Source organism: Thermotoga sp. KOL6, assembly GCF_002866025.1.
In the GTDB taxonomy this organism is placed as follows: domain Bacteria; phylum Thermotogota; class Thermotogae; order Thermotogales; family Thermotogaceae; genus Thermotoga.
The window spans coordinates 600,779-614,408 of sequence record NZ_LNDE01000001.1; the positions used below are offsets into that span (position 1 = coordinate 600,779).

The 13,630-nt window shown below is 41.9% G+C and carries 15 protein-coding genes and 3 tRNA genes; 3 read left to right on the plus strand and 15 right to left on the minus strand.

Annotation, left to right across the window (positions count from 1 at the left end; all coding sequences use genetic code 11):
* The 6 genes from rplT to AS005_RS03205 form a co-directional block, all read right to left on the minus strand.
* Nucleotides 1-357 carry a 50S ribosomal protein L20 gene (rplT, locus tag AS005_RS03180; protein WP_101510227.1) on the minus strand — a complete coding sequence of 119 codons (357 nt, stop codon included), beginning with the start codon at nucleotides 355-357 and terminating at the stop codon, nucleotides 1-3.
* 13 nt (nucleotides 358-370) lie between these two features.
* The gene (gene rpmI / locus AS005_RS03185; protein WP_101510228.1) at nucleotides 371-568 is read right to left on the minus strand and encodes a 50S ribosomal protein L35; all 198 of its coding nucleotides are present in this window, start codon (nucleotides 566-568) and stop codon (nucleotides 371-373) included.
* Nucleotides 569-582: 14 nt separating this feature from the next.
* Nucleotides 583-1,083 carry a translation initiation factor IF-3 gene (gene infC, locus AS005_RS03190; RefSeq protein ID WP_233186214.1) on the minus strand — a complete coding sequence of 167 codons (501 nt, stop codon included), beginning with the start codon at nucleotides 1,081-1,083 and terminating at the stop codon, nucleotides 583-585.
* Nucleotides 1,084-1,243: 160 nt separating this feature from the next.
* Nucleotides 1,244-1,319: transfer RNA gene (locus tag AS005_RS03195), tRNA-Lys, on the minus strand.
* A 20-nt stretch (nucleotides 1,320-1,339) separates the two neighbouring features.
* A tRNA-Arg gene (locus AS005_RS03200) sits at nucleotides 1,340-1,414 on the minus strand.
* Between the two features lie 6 nt (nucleotides 1,415-1,420).
* Nucleotides 1,421-1,496, minus strand: a tRNA-Ala gene (locus tag AS005_RS03205).
* Between the two features lie 159 nt (nucleotides 1,497-1,655).
* On the opposite strand from AS005_RS03205, the gene nadX reads away from it, so the two are divergent.
* Genes nadX through nadC form a run of 3 tightly spaced genes read left to right on the plus strand, consistent with a single transcriptional unit; the run spans nucleotide 1,656 to nucleotide 4,120 of the window.
* Entirely contained in the window at nucleotides 1,656-2,384 is a 729-nt protein-coding gene (gene nadX, locus AS005_RS03210) for an aspartate dehydrogenase (RefSeq protein WP_101510230.1), read from the plus strand.
* Nucleotides 2,385-2,397: 13 nt separating this feature from the next.
* A complete protein-coding gene (nadA, locus tag AS005_RS03215) occupies nucleotides 2,398-3,294 on the plus strand; it encodes a quinolinate synthase NadA (RefSeq protein ID WP_101510231.1) in 897 nt (298 codons plus the stop codon).
* A gap of 4 nt (nucleotides 3,295-3,298) precedes the next feature.
* Nucleotides 3,299-4,120, plus strand: a complete 822-nt coding sequence (gene nadC / locus AS005_RS03220) for a carboxylating nicotinate-nucleotide diphosphorylase (protein WP_101510232.1) — start codon at nucleotides 3,299-3,301, stop codon at nucleotides 4,118-4,120.
* Here the strand turns inward: nadC and AS005_RS03225 are convergent.
* Genes AS005_RS03225 through AS005_RS03265 form a run of 9 tightly spaced genes read right to left on the minus strand, consistent with a single transcriptional unit; the run spans nucleotide 4,111 to nucleotide 13,627 of the window.
* Entirely contained in the window at nucleotides 4,111-4,569 is a 459-nt protein-coding gene (locus AS005_RS03225) for a YaaR family protein (RefSeq protein WP_101510233.1), read from the minus strand. The two genes, nadC and AS005_RS03225, sit on opposite strands and share 10 nt — an antisense overlap.
* Entirely contained in the window at nucleotides 4,566-5,222 is a 657-nt protein-coding gene (locus tag AS005_RS03230) for a hypothetical protein (RefSeq protein ID WP_101510234.1), read from the minus strand. The genes AS005_RS03225 and AS005_RS03230 overlap by 4 nt, the downstream gene beginning before the upstream one ends.
* On the minus strand, nucleotides 5,206-5,802 hold the full coding sequence (gene yqeK / locus AS005_RS03235; RefSeq protein WP_101510235.1) for a bis(5'-nucleosyl)-tetraphosphatase (symmetrical) YqeK: 597 nt from the start codon (nucleotides 5,800-5,802) through the stop codon (nucleotides 5,206-5,208). Before yqeK ends, AS005_RS03230 begins: the two co-directional genes overlap by 17 nt.
* 2 nt (nucleotides 5,803-5,804) lie before the next feature.
* On the minus strand, nucleotides 5,805-6,086 hold the full coding sequence (locus AS005_RS03240; RefSeq protein WP_101510236.1) for a DUF503 domain-containing protein: 282 nt from the start codon (nucleotides 6,084-6,086) through the stop codon (nucleotides 5,805-5,807).
* A 14-nt stretch (nucleotides 6,087-6,100) separates the two neighbouring features.
* Nucleotides 6,101-7,369: an alpha-amylase family glycosyl hydrolase gene (locus tag AS005_RS03245; RefSeq protein WP_101510237.1), complete on the minus strand. Its 1,269-nt coding sequence runs from the start codon at nucleotides 7,367-7,369 to the stop codon at nucleotides 6,101-6,103.
* A 1-nt stretch (nucleotide 7,370) separates the two neighbouring features.
* Nucleotides 7,371-9,422: an elongation factor G gene (gene fusA, locus AS005_RS03250; RefSeq protein WP_101510436.1), complete on the minus strand. Its 2,052-nt coding sequence runs from the start codon at nucleotides 9,420-9,422 to the stop codon at nucleotides 7,371-7,373.
* Complete coding sequence (locus AS005_RS03255) at nucleotides 9,422-11,083, minus strand: phosphodiester glycosidase family protein (protein WP_101510238.1); 1,662 nt, start codon at nucleotides 11,081-11,083, stop codon at nucleotides 9,422-9,424. The genes fusA and AS005_RS03255 overlap by 1 nt, the downstream gene beginning before the upstream one ends.
* Nucleotides 11,080-12,384 carry a pyrimidine-nucleoside phosphorylase gene (locus AS005_RS03260; RefSeq protein WP_101510239.1) on the minus strand — a complete coding sequence of 435 codons (1,305 nt, stop codon included), beginning with the start codon at nucleotides 12,382-12,384 and terminating at the stop codon, nucleotides 11,080-11,082. Before AS005_RS03260 ends, AS005_RS03255 begins: the two co-directional genes overlap by 4 nt.
* Before the next feature lie 4 nt (nucleotides 12,385-12,388).
* On the minus strand, nucleotides 12,389-13,627 hold the full coding sequence (locus AS005_RS03265; RefSeq protein WP_101510240.1) for a cell wall metabolism sensor histidine kinase WalK: 1,239 nt from the start codon (nucleotides 13,625-13,627) through the stop codon (nucleotides 12,389-12,391).
* Nucleotides 13,628-13,630 lie beyond the last annotated feature (3 nt).

Genomic DNA, 13,630 nt, shown 5'->3' on the forward strand with positions numbered 1-13,630 from the left:
TCACGATGCCAGCGCTTCTTTGGCTATCTTCACGTACTCTCTGAAAGCTTCCGGATCGTTAACAGCAAGTTCAGAAAGCATCTTTCGGTTTATAGATACTCCCGCTAATTTCAAACCATGAATGAATTCGCTATATTTCAAGCCTTCGTTTCGAGCAGCTATATTGATTCTTGCGATCCAAAGCTTCCGCATATCTCTCTTTTTCAACTTCCTTCCAACGTAGGAGTACCACTTTGACCTCACATACATCTGTTTTGCAAGTTTATATCTTCTACTGAGGGCACCTCTGTAACCCTTGGCTTCCTTTAAGAATTTTCTTCTTTTCTTTTTGGCATGTACGGATCTTTTCACTCGCATCGTTCATCCCTCCTCACTTTTTTCCAAGAAGTCTGAGAACCCTGTCTTTGTCTGCATTGGATACAACATCTTTTTTCCTTAAAGCTCTTAAAACGTTCCTTCTCTTTTTTCGTGTTTTATGACTTTTGTAAGCATGGTTCCTGATGATCTTTCCCTTTCTTGTAACTCTAAATCTTTTCGCTGCGCTTCTGTTTGTTTTCATCTTGGGCATTTCCAAGACCTCCCTTATGGATTTTTCGGTTTTAGCACCATCCACATGTCTCTTCCTTCAACCTTTGGAGGTTGTTCAACAATCGCAAGATCTTCTGTGTCCTTTATGACTCTCTCGAGGATCTCTTTTCCCTTGTCGGTAAACATCATCTCTCTTCCAATGAACATCACAACAACTCTGACTTTATGACCATCTTCTAAAAATCTTCTTATATGCTTCACCTTCGTTTGATAATCGTGCTCATCGATTTTCAGACGAAACTTCATCTGCTTCATTTGAACTGTCTTTTTCTTGTTTTCCTTCTGTTTTTTGGTAAGTTGATACTTGTACTTCCCATAATCCATTATCTTTGCAACCGGTGGATTCGCATTAGGAGCGACAAGAACCAAGTCCAATCCCCTATCTCTTGCCAGTTCCAAAGCTTTTCTCGTTGGCATGATACCGATTTGCTTCCCATTCTCGTCTACCACCCTGACTTTTGGGAACCTTATCTGTTCATTTCTTGGAAGATCCACGTTCGAACCGATACTGATCGCCTCCTTTACTTATAAAAAATAACGGGCAAAAAGCCCGCTTCCCTTAGAAGCTGTATCCTCGAGGGATATTTACCCTGGAAGCTCTTTGGCTCCAGGGTGGGAAGCCGGGCTGGCCTCCACTTGCTTTCCCAAAAAAATCTGGTGGGCCGTGCAGGACTCGAACCTGCAACCCCCTGATTAAGAATCAGGTGCTCTACCTGTTGAGCTAACGGCCCACCTCAATAACCCTTCCTCGTGGTGCCCCCGGGAGGAATCGAACCTCCATCTGCGGATTAGGAATCCGCCGTTCTATCCGTTGAACTACGGGGGCCCCCGCTGGTGGAGCCGATGGGACTTGAACCCACGACCTCTACCGTGCCATGGTAGCGCTCTCCCAACTGAGCTACGGCCCCACCTCATTCACATATTATAACATAGTCAATTTCTCTTGAAAAGACCCTTCTATCCAAACATGCCGGAAAAGATTATAACATGAAGAAATGTTTCGTTCAACCCTCAAACACTTGTCAATAATTTACAGCAGATGTAAAATTATCTTGGGGGTGTAAAGGATGAAACTCTTGATCATTGGTATGGGTAATATAGGAAAACAAATTTTTAGGATGGCCAGTTTCGAGAAAGCATACATCTTCGACAAGTATCAAAGGTTAACACTTCCGAACGCTTATCAACTTGAAACTTTCCATATCCCACCCGATGTTGATACCGTAATCGAATGTGCCTCACCTGAGGCGGTCAAAGAACTTTCCTTTCAAATTCTAGAAAGTAAAGTAAATTATCTCATCATCAGTACCAGTGCCTTTGCCGACAAAGTCTTCAGAGAAAAATTTTTCGAAACATTGAAACACTCACCAACAAAGGTTTTCTTTCCGTCAGGGGCAATAGGTGGAATCGATCTCATCTCTGCCATAAAGGATTCCGTAAAGCAGGTACACATCGAAACAAAGAAACATCCCAAGAATTTGGAATTGAATATCAAAGGCCAAACGGTTGTTTTTGATGGATCCGTGGAAGAAGCAGCCAAACGGTTCCCAAGGAATATAAACATTGCCTCGACCGTGGGCCTCGTGGTTGGTTTCGAAAAAGTGAAAGTGAGGATGATAGCAGACTCCTCCATTTCACACAACATCCACACTATCGAAGTCGACTCAGATGTGGGAAGATACGAATTCAAAATAGAGAATCTACCTTCTCCTGAAAATCCCAAAACTAGCATAATAACAGTTTATTCTATTCTGAGAACACTGAAAAATCTGGAGTCGAAAATCATCTTTGGCTAAGGAGGAAAAAACAATGGTGAACAAAATTCTTAAATTGAAAAAAGAAAAAGGCTACATCATCCTCGCACACAACTATCAGATACCAGAAATTCAAGATATAGCAGACTTTGTAGGAGATTCACTTCAACTTGCAAAGCTGGCTATCGAATTGGAGGAGAAAAGAATTCTTTTTCTCGGAGTGGATTTCATGGCAGAACTCGTAAAAATCTTGAATCCTGAAAAGAAGGTAATAATACCAGATAGAAATGCAACTTGTCCAATGGCAAATAGACTTACTCCAACAATTATAGAAGAATACAAAGAAAAATATCCTGAGGCATCTGTGGTACTCTATGTGAATAGTACTGCTGAATGTAAAGCCATGGCCGACGTTATTTGTACCTCTGCAAACGCAATAGATGTGATCGAGAAAGTAGATTCAGAAGTGATTCTTTTTGGCCCAGATAAGAATCTTGCAGAGTATGTAGCTGAAAAGACAGGAAAGAGAATAATTCCAATGCCAGCGAATGGGTATTGTCCTGTTCATCAATTTGACCCAACCTCTGTCGAAAAAGCAAGAAAAAAATTTCCGAACGCCAGAGTGGTGGTTCACCCAGAATGTCCAAAGGAAGTGAGAGATAATGCAGATTACGTAGGAAGTACAGGTCAGATGGAACAAATTCCAGAAATCGATCTTTCACAGACCTTTGTGGTAGGAACGGAAATTGGAATGGTACACAAATTGAGAAAGAAGTTTCCACATAAAAATTTTGTGCCGTTGGAAAATACGGTGTGTGTGAACATGAAGAAAAACACCCTAGAAAACTCTCTCTTGGCTTTGGAGACGGAGTCGTTTGAAGTAGTACTCCCAGATGACGTCCTTGAAAAAGCAAAAGCGCCAATTCTCAAGATGTTCGAAATTATGGGGTGAGGACATGGATAGGCTAATTCGTATTCTGATGAAACAAGTGGAAGAAGATGAAGGAAGTATAGACCTTGCCTCCTTTTCTTTGCGAGGCATCAAAACTGAAGCTTCCATAATCTTGAAAACCGAAAACGTAGTTGCCTCCGGAATCGAAATTATTCAACAGTTCACCGAAAGACAGGGCATTGCTACCATTTTTTTTGTAAAGGATGGAGATTTTATCACGAGAAAAGGTGAAATAGGGAAACTTTCAGGAGACGCGTACAAAATTCTTCTGACTGAAAGAACTCTGCTGAACACTTTGGCTTTGATGTTCTCGACCGCAACCGTTACCCGGAGATTTGCTCAGAAATTGAAACATGCAAAGATCGCAGCAACAAGAAAAGTGATTTTAGGTAGTAGTCTCTTTCAAAAACTCTCTGTGATCCACGGTGGAGGAGATTCCCATCGTTTCAACCTTAGCGAATGCGTTATGTTGAAAGACAACCATCTCAAAATTTACGGGAGTGTAGAGAAGGCTATTCGTGCAATCAGAAAGATGGTATCCTTTACCAAAAAAATAGAGGTTGAGGTTGAAAACTTGGAAAATGCTTTAGAAGCTGTTGAAGCTGGAGCCGACATTGTCATGTTGGATAATCTTACTCCAGAAGAAGTGAGAAAAATATCTGGAGAAGTTAAAAGAAAGAATCCAAATGTGATAATTGAAGTTTCCGGGGGCATCACGGAAGAGAATTTGACAGAATATGACCTAGAAACGGTGGATCTCATATCCACGAGCCGATTGACTTTTGGAGGCGTATTCGTAGATTTGTCACTCGAAATTCAACGGTAGAGGTTTAAAATCAGACCGTTGATTTCCTCTATTCTGGCGGCAAGATTTATAGTATGCCATTCGTTGCTCATAATTTTTTCGGTGAGTTCTATCAATCTTTCATTCACTTCTTCCACTACAAGATGAAGCTTCACTCTACCGGTGTTTATGTCAAAACTTCCAGAAAGCTTGTAAATCTTCTTTTCGACGATTCTCAAAAATTCTTTTATGGCATCTTTGTATCTCTTCAGGTTCATGGGGGTGGGAGATCTCACCAATTCATTTCCAGCACTTACGACCTCTTCTACCGCTTTTTCGAGAAGCTTTTCGAACTGGGCTTCTTTGAGATCTTCCATTACCTCAAAAAATTCCTTCTTCTTGGAATCCCCCACTCCCGCTGTCCTTTTGGACTTTTTTCCTTTTATTCTTTGATTCTTCAGAGGCTCTCCTCCGAGAGGATCAATTCTCAATTTTTCATCTCCCCGGAAATGACCTTCAATTTTTCTTGGTCAATATACAATCTTTTGTATTCTCTGCCCTTGACTTCAATCGTAACAGGTTTCTTAGTAATCGAGGGGGGGCCAAATATGTCAATAGCGTAGCTTGACACCTTTTCCAGGAGTTTGTACAAAGCGAATCTGTTCAAGTTATTGAATCCAAACTTCTTCACCCAACTTCCAACGAAGATAAAATCAAAGAATCTCATCTTTCTTTTAGAAAGCTCTTTAACAAAATCGGGAAAATCTTCGCAATTCGTATTAAGAATATTTCGGCAGAGATTTTGAAATTCTTCCTTCGACATAACCGAGTAAAACACCCTTTCTGCCTTGACTCCAAGGAGGTTTTCCATTTTTTCCAAATCGCTCAAAGGTCTTTCAGAGAAGAGAGTTTCCTTTCTCACGGGATCGTAGGACTCTTTTGGAAAAGAGACAACGAAAACCATTCTTTTTTCATCATCAATTCTAACAAAGTAACTCTCATCATCAACCCTGAACAAGTAATGAACTGCACTTGCCCTGTAATCGGGGGAAGTAAGAAACGAACGATAGTAAAGAAACGCGACCGAAACAATGGCCACAAATATCAAAACAATCGTCAAGATGATTTTACTCGACTTCTTCATCGACGTGCCCTCCTCTTTTCATGAGAATACTGTTCCAAAGTTCTACGGTCTCTGGTATCAAAAGAAGGTCTCTTCCCACTGCGTAGAAAATTTTGTTCTTCAAAACTTGGAAAAATCCTTCTTCTAAACTTCTGAAAGCGATTTTCCTCAGTACGTCGACTCCTGGAAAATCGCGTGTGTATTCGAGAGAATCAGCTATAAAAAGAATTTTCCCTATTTCTTTGAAACTAACGTGCCCCGAAGTATGATAGGCTACTGCCAGAAGTACTTCTTCATCGTTTACGTTGAATCGTCTTTTGAGGTATTCCGCTGCCACCTTTCCATGAAGCAACACAGGATGTATTCTCTCCAACTCGGAAATTTCCAAACCATACACTTGAGCTATTTTCAAAAGTTTTCGGGGTGGGATATCTCTGAACATGTCGTGCGAAAGAGCCGCCAATTCCAATCTATCTAAATCAACACCGTATATCTCTCCGAGTTTTTTTGAAAAGTCTATCACCGATCTCACGTGAGTTATCCTCCGTTTTGATAGAATCCTGCTTACTATCGTTTCTAATTCACTCACAACTGTGGTCATCGTTACCACACCTCTCTTTCCATCCACTCCACTTCCATGCCAGGGAGAAAGTCCAAATAATCCTCAATGGAATCAAAAACTCTCTCAATCAAAGCCTTGTTCGTGTTTACCATGGCGATTCCTATTTCGAAGAAACTTTTCGAATCATGGGCACCAATTTCGGAAATGGAGATGTTGTACTTTTTTCGCAAATCGTTCATCAACTTTTTCAAAATACTCCTCTTCTCTTTCAAAGACCTCACACCGAAAACCCTGACCCGAAGATTCGCAACACCAACGTTCATTCTATCACCCGCTCTCAATAGAGAACGAAGGAAAGAACCAGAGGTTCTTTTCTAATCTCCAATTTGGCATGAGAATTTCTCACAGATACTCTAAAAAGATCGTTGTTAAAAATGTTTTTGGAATGTATACACACATCACTCCATATTCCTGAAAAATCGAGCGTAACACACAAGTTTTCCAATGAAGGATTCAACACACACAGCAAAAATTTGTTTTCGTGTTTCCAAAGATAGGATATCACTTTTTCAGGTTGATCGTTTTTCAAAAAAATCATTTCTCCCTGCGAAAACACACTCGTTCTGAGCCGATAATTGGCAAATTGCTTGTGGAGGAGAAATATATCATTTTCCTCTGAAGGAATGGGAAGTGTGTACTCGTTGAAGATGTCCAAATCCTCTTCGAGACCGTACTCTTGACCATTATGGATCAACGGAACTCCTTTCATTGTGAAAAGAAAAGCAATCCAATGCAACAGTGCTTCACGGGATAAAAGTTTTGCTATTCGCGGTTGATCGTGATTCTCAAGGAATCTCATTTTCAGATACCCTCGTGGATATATATGATCTTGCATCCTCAAAAAGTCGATGTATTCCCTCAAGCTTCCTTTTCCTTCGATAAAATCTCTGAAACGGTAATAACCATCGTAATCGTAGGTTATATCGAACGCCTGATACATATGAGGGTCGTGGGTTTCTGAAATCCAAATGAGTTTCTTAATTCTATCCAGCTTCGACCTAGCTTGTAGCCAAAAATCGAGAGGCACAAGACCAGCTACATCACATCGGAAACCGTCCACATCGAACTCCTTTACCCAATACTCCATCATCCCTATCATATACTCACGAAGTTCTCCATTGGAGTAATCGAAATCGACGACGTCCGACCAATCCGGGACCTTTCGCGCGAAATTGCCTTTTTCATCTCTGAGAAACCACTCTGGGTGTTTCTTGATCAATACATTGTCAACGGCTGCGTGATTCAAAACCATATCCATTAGAACAAACATGTTCAGCTCGTGTGCTCTTTCAATGAATCTTTTGAAATCTTCTTTGGTTCCTATGTAAGGATCTATCTCATAGTAGTCACGAATCGCGTATGGTGAGCCGAGCGTTCCTTTCCTTCCCTCCACACCAGGAGGATGAATGGGCATCAACCACACAGTGTTGATGCCCATCCCCTTGATTCTTTCCAAATCTTTTGCAAGCGAGTCAAATTTCTTACCTTTATCTCCAGGATAAGCTCTTGCAAACGCTTCGTATATTACCAATTTCTTTATGTCCATCTCATTTCTCCTGTTCTTGCATTTCCCTTTTTCTTTCTTCGATGATCCTCTCTTGAATGTTTGGAGGAACTATTTCATACCTTTGAAATCTCATTGTGAAATATCCTCTTCCGCTGGTGATGGAAGAAAGTTTACTAGAAAAGTCGAGCATTTCTGCCAAGGGAACCTCTGCTTTTACTTTCACCATTCCTTTTCCAGATGGTTCCATACCAAGGGGCCTCCCTCTTCTACTGGAAATCTCTCCCATCACATCTCCAGCGTTCTCCTCGGGAACGAAGACTTCAACTTCCATTATTGGCTCGAGAATCACCGGTTTTGCTGCTTCCATCCCTTTCTTAAAGGCTTGTATCGCGGCTATTTGGAACGAAATATCCGAAGAATCCACTTCGTGGTAAGAACCATCGAAAAGAATTACTCTCACGTCCGTTACCGGATAACCTGCCAGTACTCCTTTTTTCATAGCCTCTCTGATTCCCTTGTCGACGGAAGGAATGAAGTTTCTTGGTATCACGCCGCCAACTATTTTATCGACGAATTCGTAACCCTGACCTCTTGGAAGAGGTTCAAGCTGGATCTTCACGTGCCCATACTGTCCATGACCGCCAGTTTGTTTCTTGTGCTTGTGCTCTGCCACGGCCGTTGTTGTAATAGTTTCTCTGTAAGCTATTTTGGGTTTTCCGACTTCTACATCGACACCGAAAATTTTCTTCAACCTTTCTACCATAACATCGAGATGCATAGCACCAAGACCAGAGATCACTGTTTCACCCGTTTCAGGATCGTATTCCCACACGAAAGTTGGATCAGAATCCGAAAGTCTCGAAAGCCCCCCACTGATTTTGTCTATATCTGACTTAGATTTTGGGTGGACGGAACGAGAGAACATGGGTTCTGGGAAGTTCGGAGGAACAATTTTCACTCTTCTATCTTTGTGTGCGAGAGTCTCACCAACAGCTCCCTCTTTGAGTTTCAAGAGAACCAATATTTCTCCTGGACCGACAGCATCTACTTCTTTTTGTTGCTTGAGAACAGGTAGGTAAACGTGCCCTACTTTTTCCGATACATCTTTCTGAACGTTGATGATTGTATCCCCACCTTTTAAAGTACCCGCAATAACCTTGGCAAAGGTGATTCTTCCAACGAACTGATCGACAACCGATTTGAAGATGTAAGCACAGAACGGCTCCTCTTCAGAAAAAGCAATTTCCGTTTCTGTTCCATCCTCCATCTCCGCTTTGTAAGGAGACGCATCTGCGGGAGAGATCCCAATATCTCCCAAATAGTCAATAAGTATTTCTATTCCTATCCCCTTGAGGGCAGATCCAGATATTACCGGTACAACCTCTCCTTTCCTGTAGCTTTCCCGAAGAACGTTCATCAATTCCTCATAGCTGATTTCTTCTCCATCCAGGTATCTCATCATGAGATCTTCATCTTGTTCAACAATATCTTCGAGTATTTCCGATCTGAGATCATTGAACTCATCCGGCATATCGCTTTCAACTACTTTTCCGCTCTCGTATCTGTAAGCCTTTCTCTTCAGAAGGTCCACTACTCCCTCAAAACTCTCCGCTGCACCTATTGGAACAACGAGGGGAAGTATCTTCCTGGAGAATCTTTCCTTCAATTCGGCCACAACATTGTCGAAATTCGCTCTCTCTTTGTCCATCTGATTCACGAATACCATAATAGGCTTTTTCATTTCTTCAGCCAGATTCCAAGTTCGTTCAGTTTGGATCTCCACACCTGCCACCGCGTTTACCACAGATATTATGTTCTCCGAAACGAAGATGCCATTTATGACCTCAGATATAAAATCACCAAACCCAGGCGTATCTATCAAAAATATCTCCCGTCCTTTCCACTCAAAGGACGCTACATGTGAAGAAAAACTGGCACCTTTTTCTCCTTCCACGGGGTCGTAATCCACATGTTTGGTGTCAGGTTTATCGATGATTCCCAATTTGTAGAGAATCTGTGCCAAAAGCAAAGATTTTCCAGATCCGTTATGGCCAATCAGAGCTGCCGAGCGCACATCCTGCAATTTCCCCATCACTCACCCACCTCCGTCCTTTTTTTCTCCCAAACAACGATTCCCACAGGTATACTAGCTGTACTGCTCTCCGCCTTACCAAAAATACTTCCTCCCACCACCATAACCGATGAGCTCCCTCCATCAACGCACATGGCGTCTTCGAATCCTCTGGCAAGGAGGAAATTAACGAGTTCATCATAATCCAATCCCCTCGTTATATGATTATAACCTTCAAAAACGATGAACCAAAGCTTTCCATCCTTTGTAGCGATAACCGTTCTTGGAGCTTTTGCATAGGCAATCCCACCACCGTATCGTGCTTTCTCTTCCTGAGCGTCGGGAATTGGTGCCCCATTTTTTATCAAAAGCGGACCACCTTCAACCGCATGTCTGATACGGAGGGGAATATTGGGTTGAATGGAAAGGAAAACCTCGTCTCCTTCTTTCAAGTTTGAAAGGTATTTTTCGTATTTCTTGGAAATAGCAACCACGTATTCAGAACCCTCGGCTTTTTCTTTGTATCCTACTTGCTTCACAGCATTACCGTCTACTACGAAATACAGTTTATCTTCTTTCCTAGGAATTTCACGTGAAAATTCCTTTGTGTAAATTAAAACCTCGCCTTCACCGAGCGAATTTATTCCTTTTACAAGGAAAAGCACGTTGTTCACCATCAAAGTGATATCCACAAGTACCCTTCCTATAAAGACGTTCCCTTCTTCCGTGATTGCAAAAACGGGCCTGCCAGAGAACATGGTTGAATACGGTTTCCCATCTATCACTACGAGGCCAATGGGAAATTTCGTCACAGGATCGAAGTAATTCCCGTTTATACCCGCAATACCTCCAACTCTCTCCACCATTCTGTCGAGACGTTCAAGCGACCCAAAACCCTTTTCGGCTACGACAGGTTTGACCAAAACTCTTTTGAGATCCATACTCAGGTAATTGACAACTGTTTTTTCTCCCTCATCGAACTCTTCAATCTTCCGCTCGAAATCGATCCCATCAGCCAACTTCATTTTACCGAAGAAACCTTCTATTAGGGAAAGATTGAGCACCAGTTTTCCCTTTTCAAAAGAGATTTTCACGTCTGGATAAAAATCACCAAGTTCAACAGTAAATGTGACTTCGTGCTTGCCGAGCTTCACTTTTACATACTCTGAAACAGATGGTATACTTTCCACAACAGGGGATATAGTTATTTCTACTTTACCGAAGGTTGTTTCCACGTTTACCATATCCGGCACCAATGTTCCAGTGTATAAAATCGTTATTTTGTTCATCTCCTTAGAGGCAGACAAAATTATCGGAAGCGAGTTGTAAACGAGAACAGTCTCCCCGTGTCTGTAGATTTGATAGTCACTCAACATTTTTTTTACAGAGTCTAGTGACAAAAGAAGGTTCCCATTGAGAAACAAAGGAGAGGACAATTCTTCCACAAAATCTAGTATTACCTTCCCTTCCTTCACAAAAAGAACATGATCGTTGTAAACCACGTAATGATACCCGTTGGCATGGATGTAACCAACACCTATTGGCTGTAAATCTTCCACGTACACATAAATTTCTCCATCTTTTGAAATGGTCCTAATGGGAAATGCCTTTTCGCCACTTATCACATAAGAACCGAAAATTGATGCTGCAAAAAGTAAGAAGACGAGAACCAACTGCCTCATTTAATCACCTCTTCCACTACTTTGAAAGGTCCAGGAGAAGTATCAGATATGAAGTATGCTTCCCTCAAAAGATTCATAGCTGCTTCCAGGTCGCTTTTCTCTGAGAAGAAAACTTTGGCAACGGTTTCCCCTTTCCTTACAAAGTCTCCCAGCTTCTTCTCAATCACGATCCCCACACTGTGATCTATTCTGTCCTCTTTTCTCTTTCTCCCCGCTCCAAGAAGCATCGAAGCGGTTCCGACTTTTTCAGTGTCAATCCAAGACACGTATCCCTCTTTGTCTGCTTTGAACTCTTCCACCCTTTCCGAAACCGGTAAAGTTTCCCAAGGTGCATCTACGATCTTCTCATCTCCACCTTGTGCTTTCACGAGAATCCGAAATTTTTCCAAAGCTTCTCCGTTTTCTATCTTTTTCCTTAAGACCTCTTTCCCCTCTTCAAAAGAGAAAACACCCGCAAGATCTAACATCAAAGCTCCGAGCGTTATAGAAAGTTCTACCAAGTCTTTCGGGCCGTTACCTTTGAGTGTCTCTATTGCTTCTATGACTTCCAAAGAATTACCCACGTATTTTCCCAAAGGTTGATTCATGTTCGAAAGAACAGCGGCCGCTTTCTTGTCATGCTTCTTTGCTATTTCCAGCATCAATTTCGCTAAGCGTCTTGACTCCTCTTTGTCCTTTACAAAAGCTCCCGTCCCGAACTTTACATCCAAAACAAAAGCATCACTTCCAGCCGCTAACTTCTTGCTCATTATGCTCGAGGCGATCAAAGACATCTCGTCGACGGTTGCCGTCGCATCTCGAAGAGCGTATATTTTCTTATCTGCGGGTACCAGATTCCCAGTCTGACTCACTATGGCTATCCCGTACTTCTTTACGTTTTCAATAAACTTGTCAAGTGGAAGTTCTGCCTTGAAACCGGGAATCGATTCCAACTTGTCTATAGTTCCGCCTGTGTGTCCTAGAGCTCTACCAGACATCTTGGCAACAGGTATACCACAAGACGCAACGAGTGGTGCAACAACCAAAGTTGTCTTATCACCAACCCCACCGGTGGAATGTTTATCTACCTTCACTCCTGGAATCTCGGAAAGGTCGAGAATTTCTCCCGAGCGCATCATACTTTCCGTGAGGTAGTAAGTCTCTTCTTCATCCATGTGACGGAAGAAGACCGCCATCAAAAACGCCGCCATTTGATAGTCCGCCACTTCACCTCTTACGTATCCGTGAACCATGAAATTTATCTCTTCTTTAGAAAGTTTTCCACCATTTCTTTTCTTCAAAATGATGTCATAAGCCCTCACCATATCACCTTCCTTTTGGAAGAAAAACACGCATGAGGGTTCCGCGGTTGATTTCGCTGTCCACTTCTATTTTTCCACCATGCCTATCAACAATAGTTTTCACTATCGTGAGCCCAAGACCTGTTCCTCCCATCTTCCTCGATCTTGCTTTGTCCACTCTGAAGAACTTCTCAAAAATCCTATTTTGTGCTTCTTTGGGTATACCAGGGCCTGTATCTTCTACTTCCACAATAGCCCAATCGGGAGTATCGTAAGCTCGAACCCATACTTTCTTTTCTCCTTTCTCCTTCAAGGAAGTGTATTTCACCGCATTGTCTACCAGATTCAATAACATTTGAACGAGCCTTTCTTTGTTCCCTCTCACTATCACACTTTCACAATCGATGTTCAATTCCACATTGTTTTCTTCAGCGATAGGCTGAACGATTCTATAAACGTAATCAACCACTTCACACAAATCCACATCTTTCATTTCGAATTTACCGAAGTTCTCCTCCATTTTTTCTAAATCAAGCAGATCGTTTATAAGGCGCGTCATACGTGCTGATTCTTCCTCTATGATTCTCAAGAATTTTCTAACCAGCTCTTTGTTTTCAAGATCGTCTTCTAAAAGAGTCTCCGCATACCCATGAATAGAAGTCAAGGGGGTTCGAAGTTCATGAGACACCGTTGCTATGAACTCTCTTCTCATCTCATCAAGCTTTCTCTCTTTCGTCACATCGTGGAAAAGGATAACGAATATCTTGTCTCCATTTTTCAGCTCGACAGGTATCACTTTAACATGAAAATATTTTTTGTCGTTTTCTACGTAAGTGATGAACGTACCTTCTTGGGGCTCTGAACTCTTCATCGTTTCTTCGACCATCTCGTTTATGTAGTAGTCTTCGAATATCTCATAGTAACGTCGCCCTTCAGGATTCATCCTATCTTGTAAAAAGTCCCAAGCAGCTTTGTTTAGAAAAGTGATCTTACCTTCTTTATCCAGGATGAAAATTGGCTCACTGAGACTGTTCAAGATAGTCAAAAAGTTGTCTCGGCTTACCTCTATACGCGCAATAGCATCTTTCAAACCGTCGATATACTTCTTCAAACGCTCGAAAAGATAAAGAGGGGGAACCTCCTCTTCCCCCAACAAATTCGCTACTTTTTTTATGAAGATCCTGTATTCGGCCATTTTCTTTCTGAAGAACGAAATCACCAAAATCAATAAAAGAGCTCCTGCTACGATCAGAAGAATTTCCATCGA

Coding starts and splice junctions, on each gene's coding strand:
- rplT (WP_101510227.1), bottom strand. CDS start 357: ATGCGAGTGAAAAGATCCGTACATGCCAAAAAGAAAAGAAGAAAATTC.
- rpmI (WP_101510228.1), bottom strand. CDS start 568: ATGCCCAAGATGAAAACAAACAGAAGCGCAGCGAAAAGATTTAGAGTT.
- nadX (WP_101510230.1), top strand. CDS start 1,656: ATGAAACTCTTGATCATTGGTATGGGTAATATAGGAAAACAAATTTTT.
- nadA (WP_101510231.1), top strand. CDS start 2,398: ATGGTGAACAAAATTCTTAAATTGAAAAAAGAAAAAGGCTACATCATC.
- nadC (WP_101510232.1), top strand. CDS start 3,299: ATGGATAGGCTAATTCGTATTCTGATGAAACAAGTGGAAGAAGATGAA.
- AS005_RS03230 (WP_101510234.1), bottom strand. CDS start 5,222: ATGAAGAAGTCGAGTAAAATCATCTTGACGATTGTTTTGATATTTGTG.
- yqeK (WP_101510235.1), bottom strand. CDS start 5,802: ATGACCACAGTTGTGAGTGAATTAGAAACGATAGTAAGCAGGATTCTA.
- AS005_RS03240 (WP_101510236.1), bottom strand. CDS start 6,086: ATGAACGTTGGTGTTGCGAATCTTCGGGTCAGGGTTTTCGGTGTGAGG.
- AS005_RS03245 (WP_101510237.1), bottom strand. CDS start 7,369: ATGGACATAAAGAAATTGGTAATATACGAAGCGTTTGCAAGAGCTTAT.
- fusA (WP_101510436.1), bottom strand. CDS start 9,422: ATGGGGAAATTGCAGGATGTGCGCTCGGCAGCTCTGATTGGCCATAAC.
- AS005_RS03255 (WP_101510238.1), bottom strand. CDS start 11,083: ATGAGGCAGTTGGTTCTCGTCTTCTTACTTTTTGCAGCATCAATTTTC.
- AS005_RS03265 (WP_101510240.1), bottom strand. CDS start 13,627: ATGGAAATTCTTCTGATCGTAGCAGGAGCTCTTTTATTGATTTTGGTG.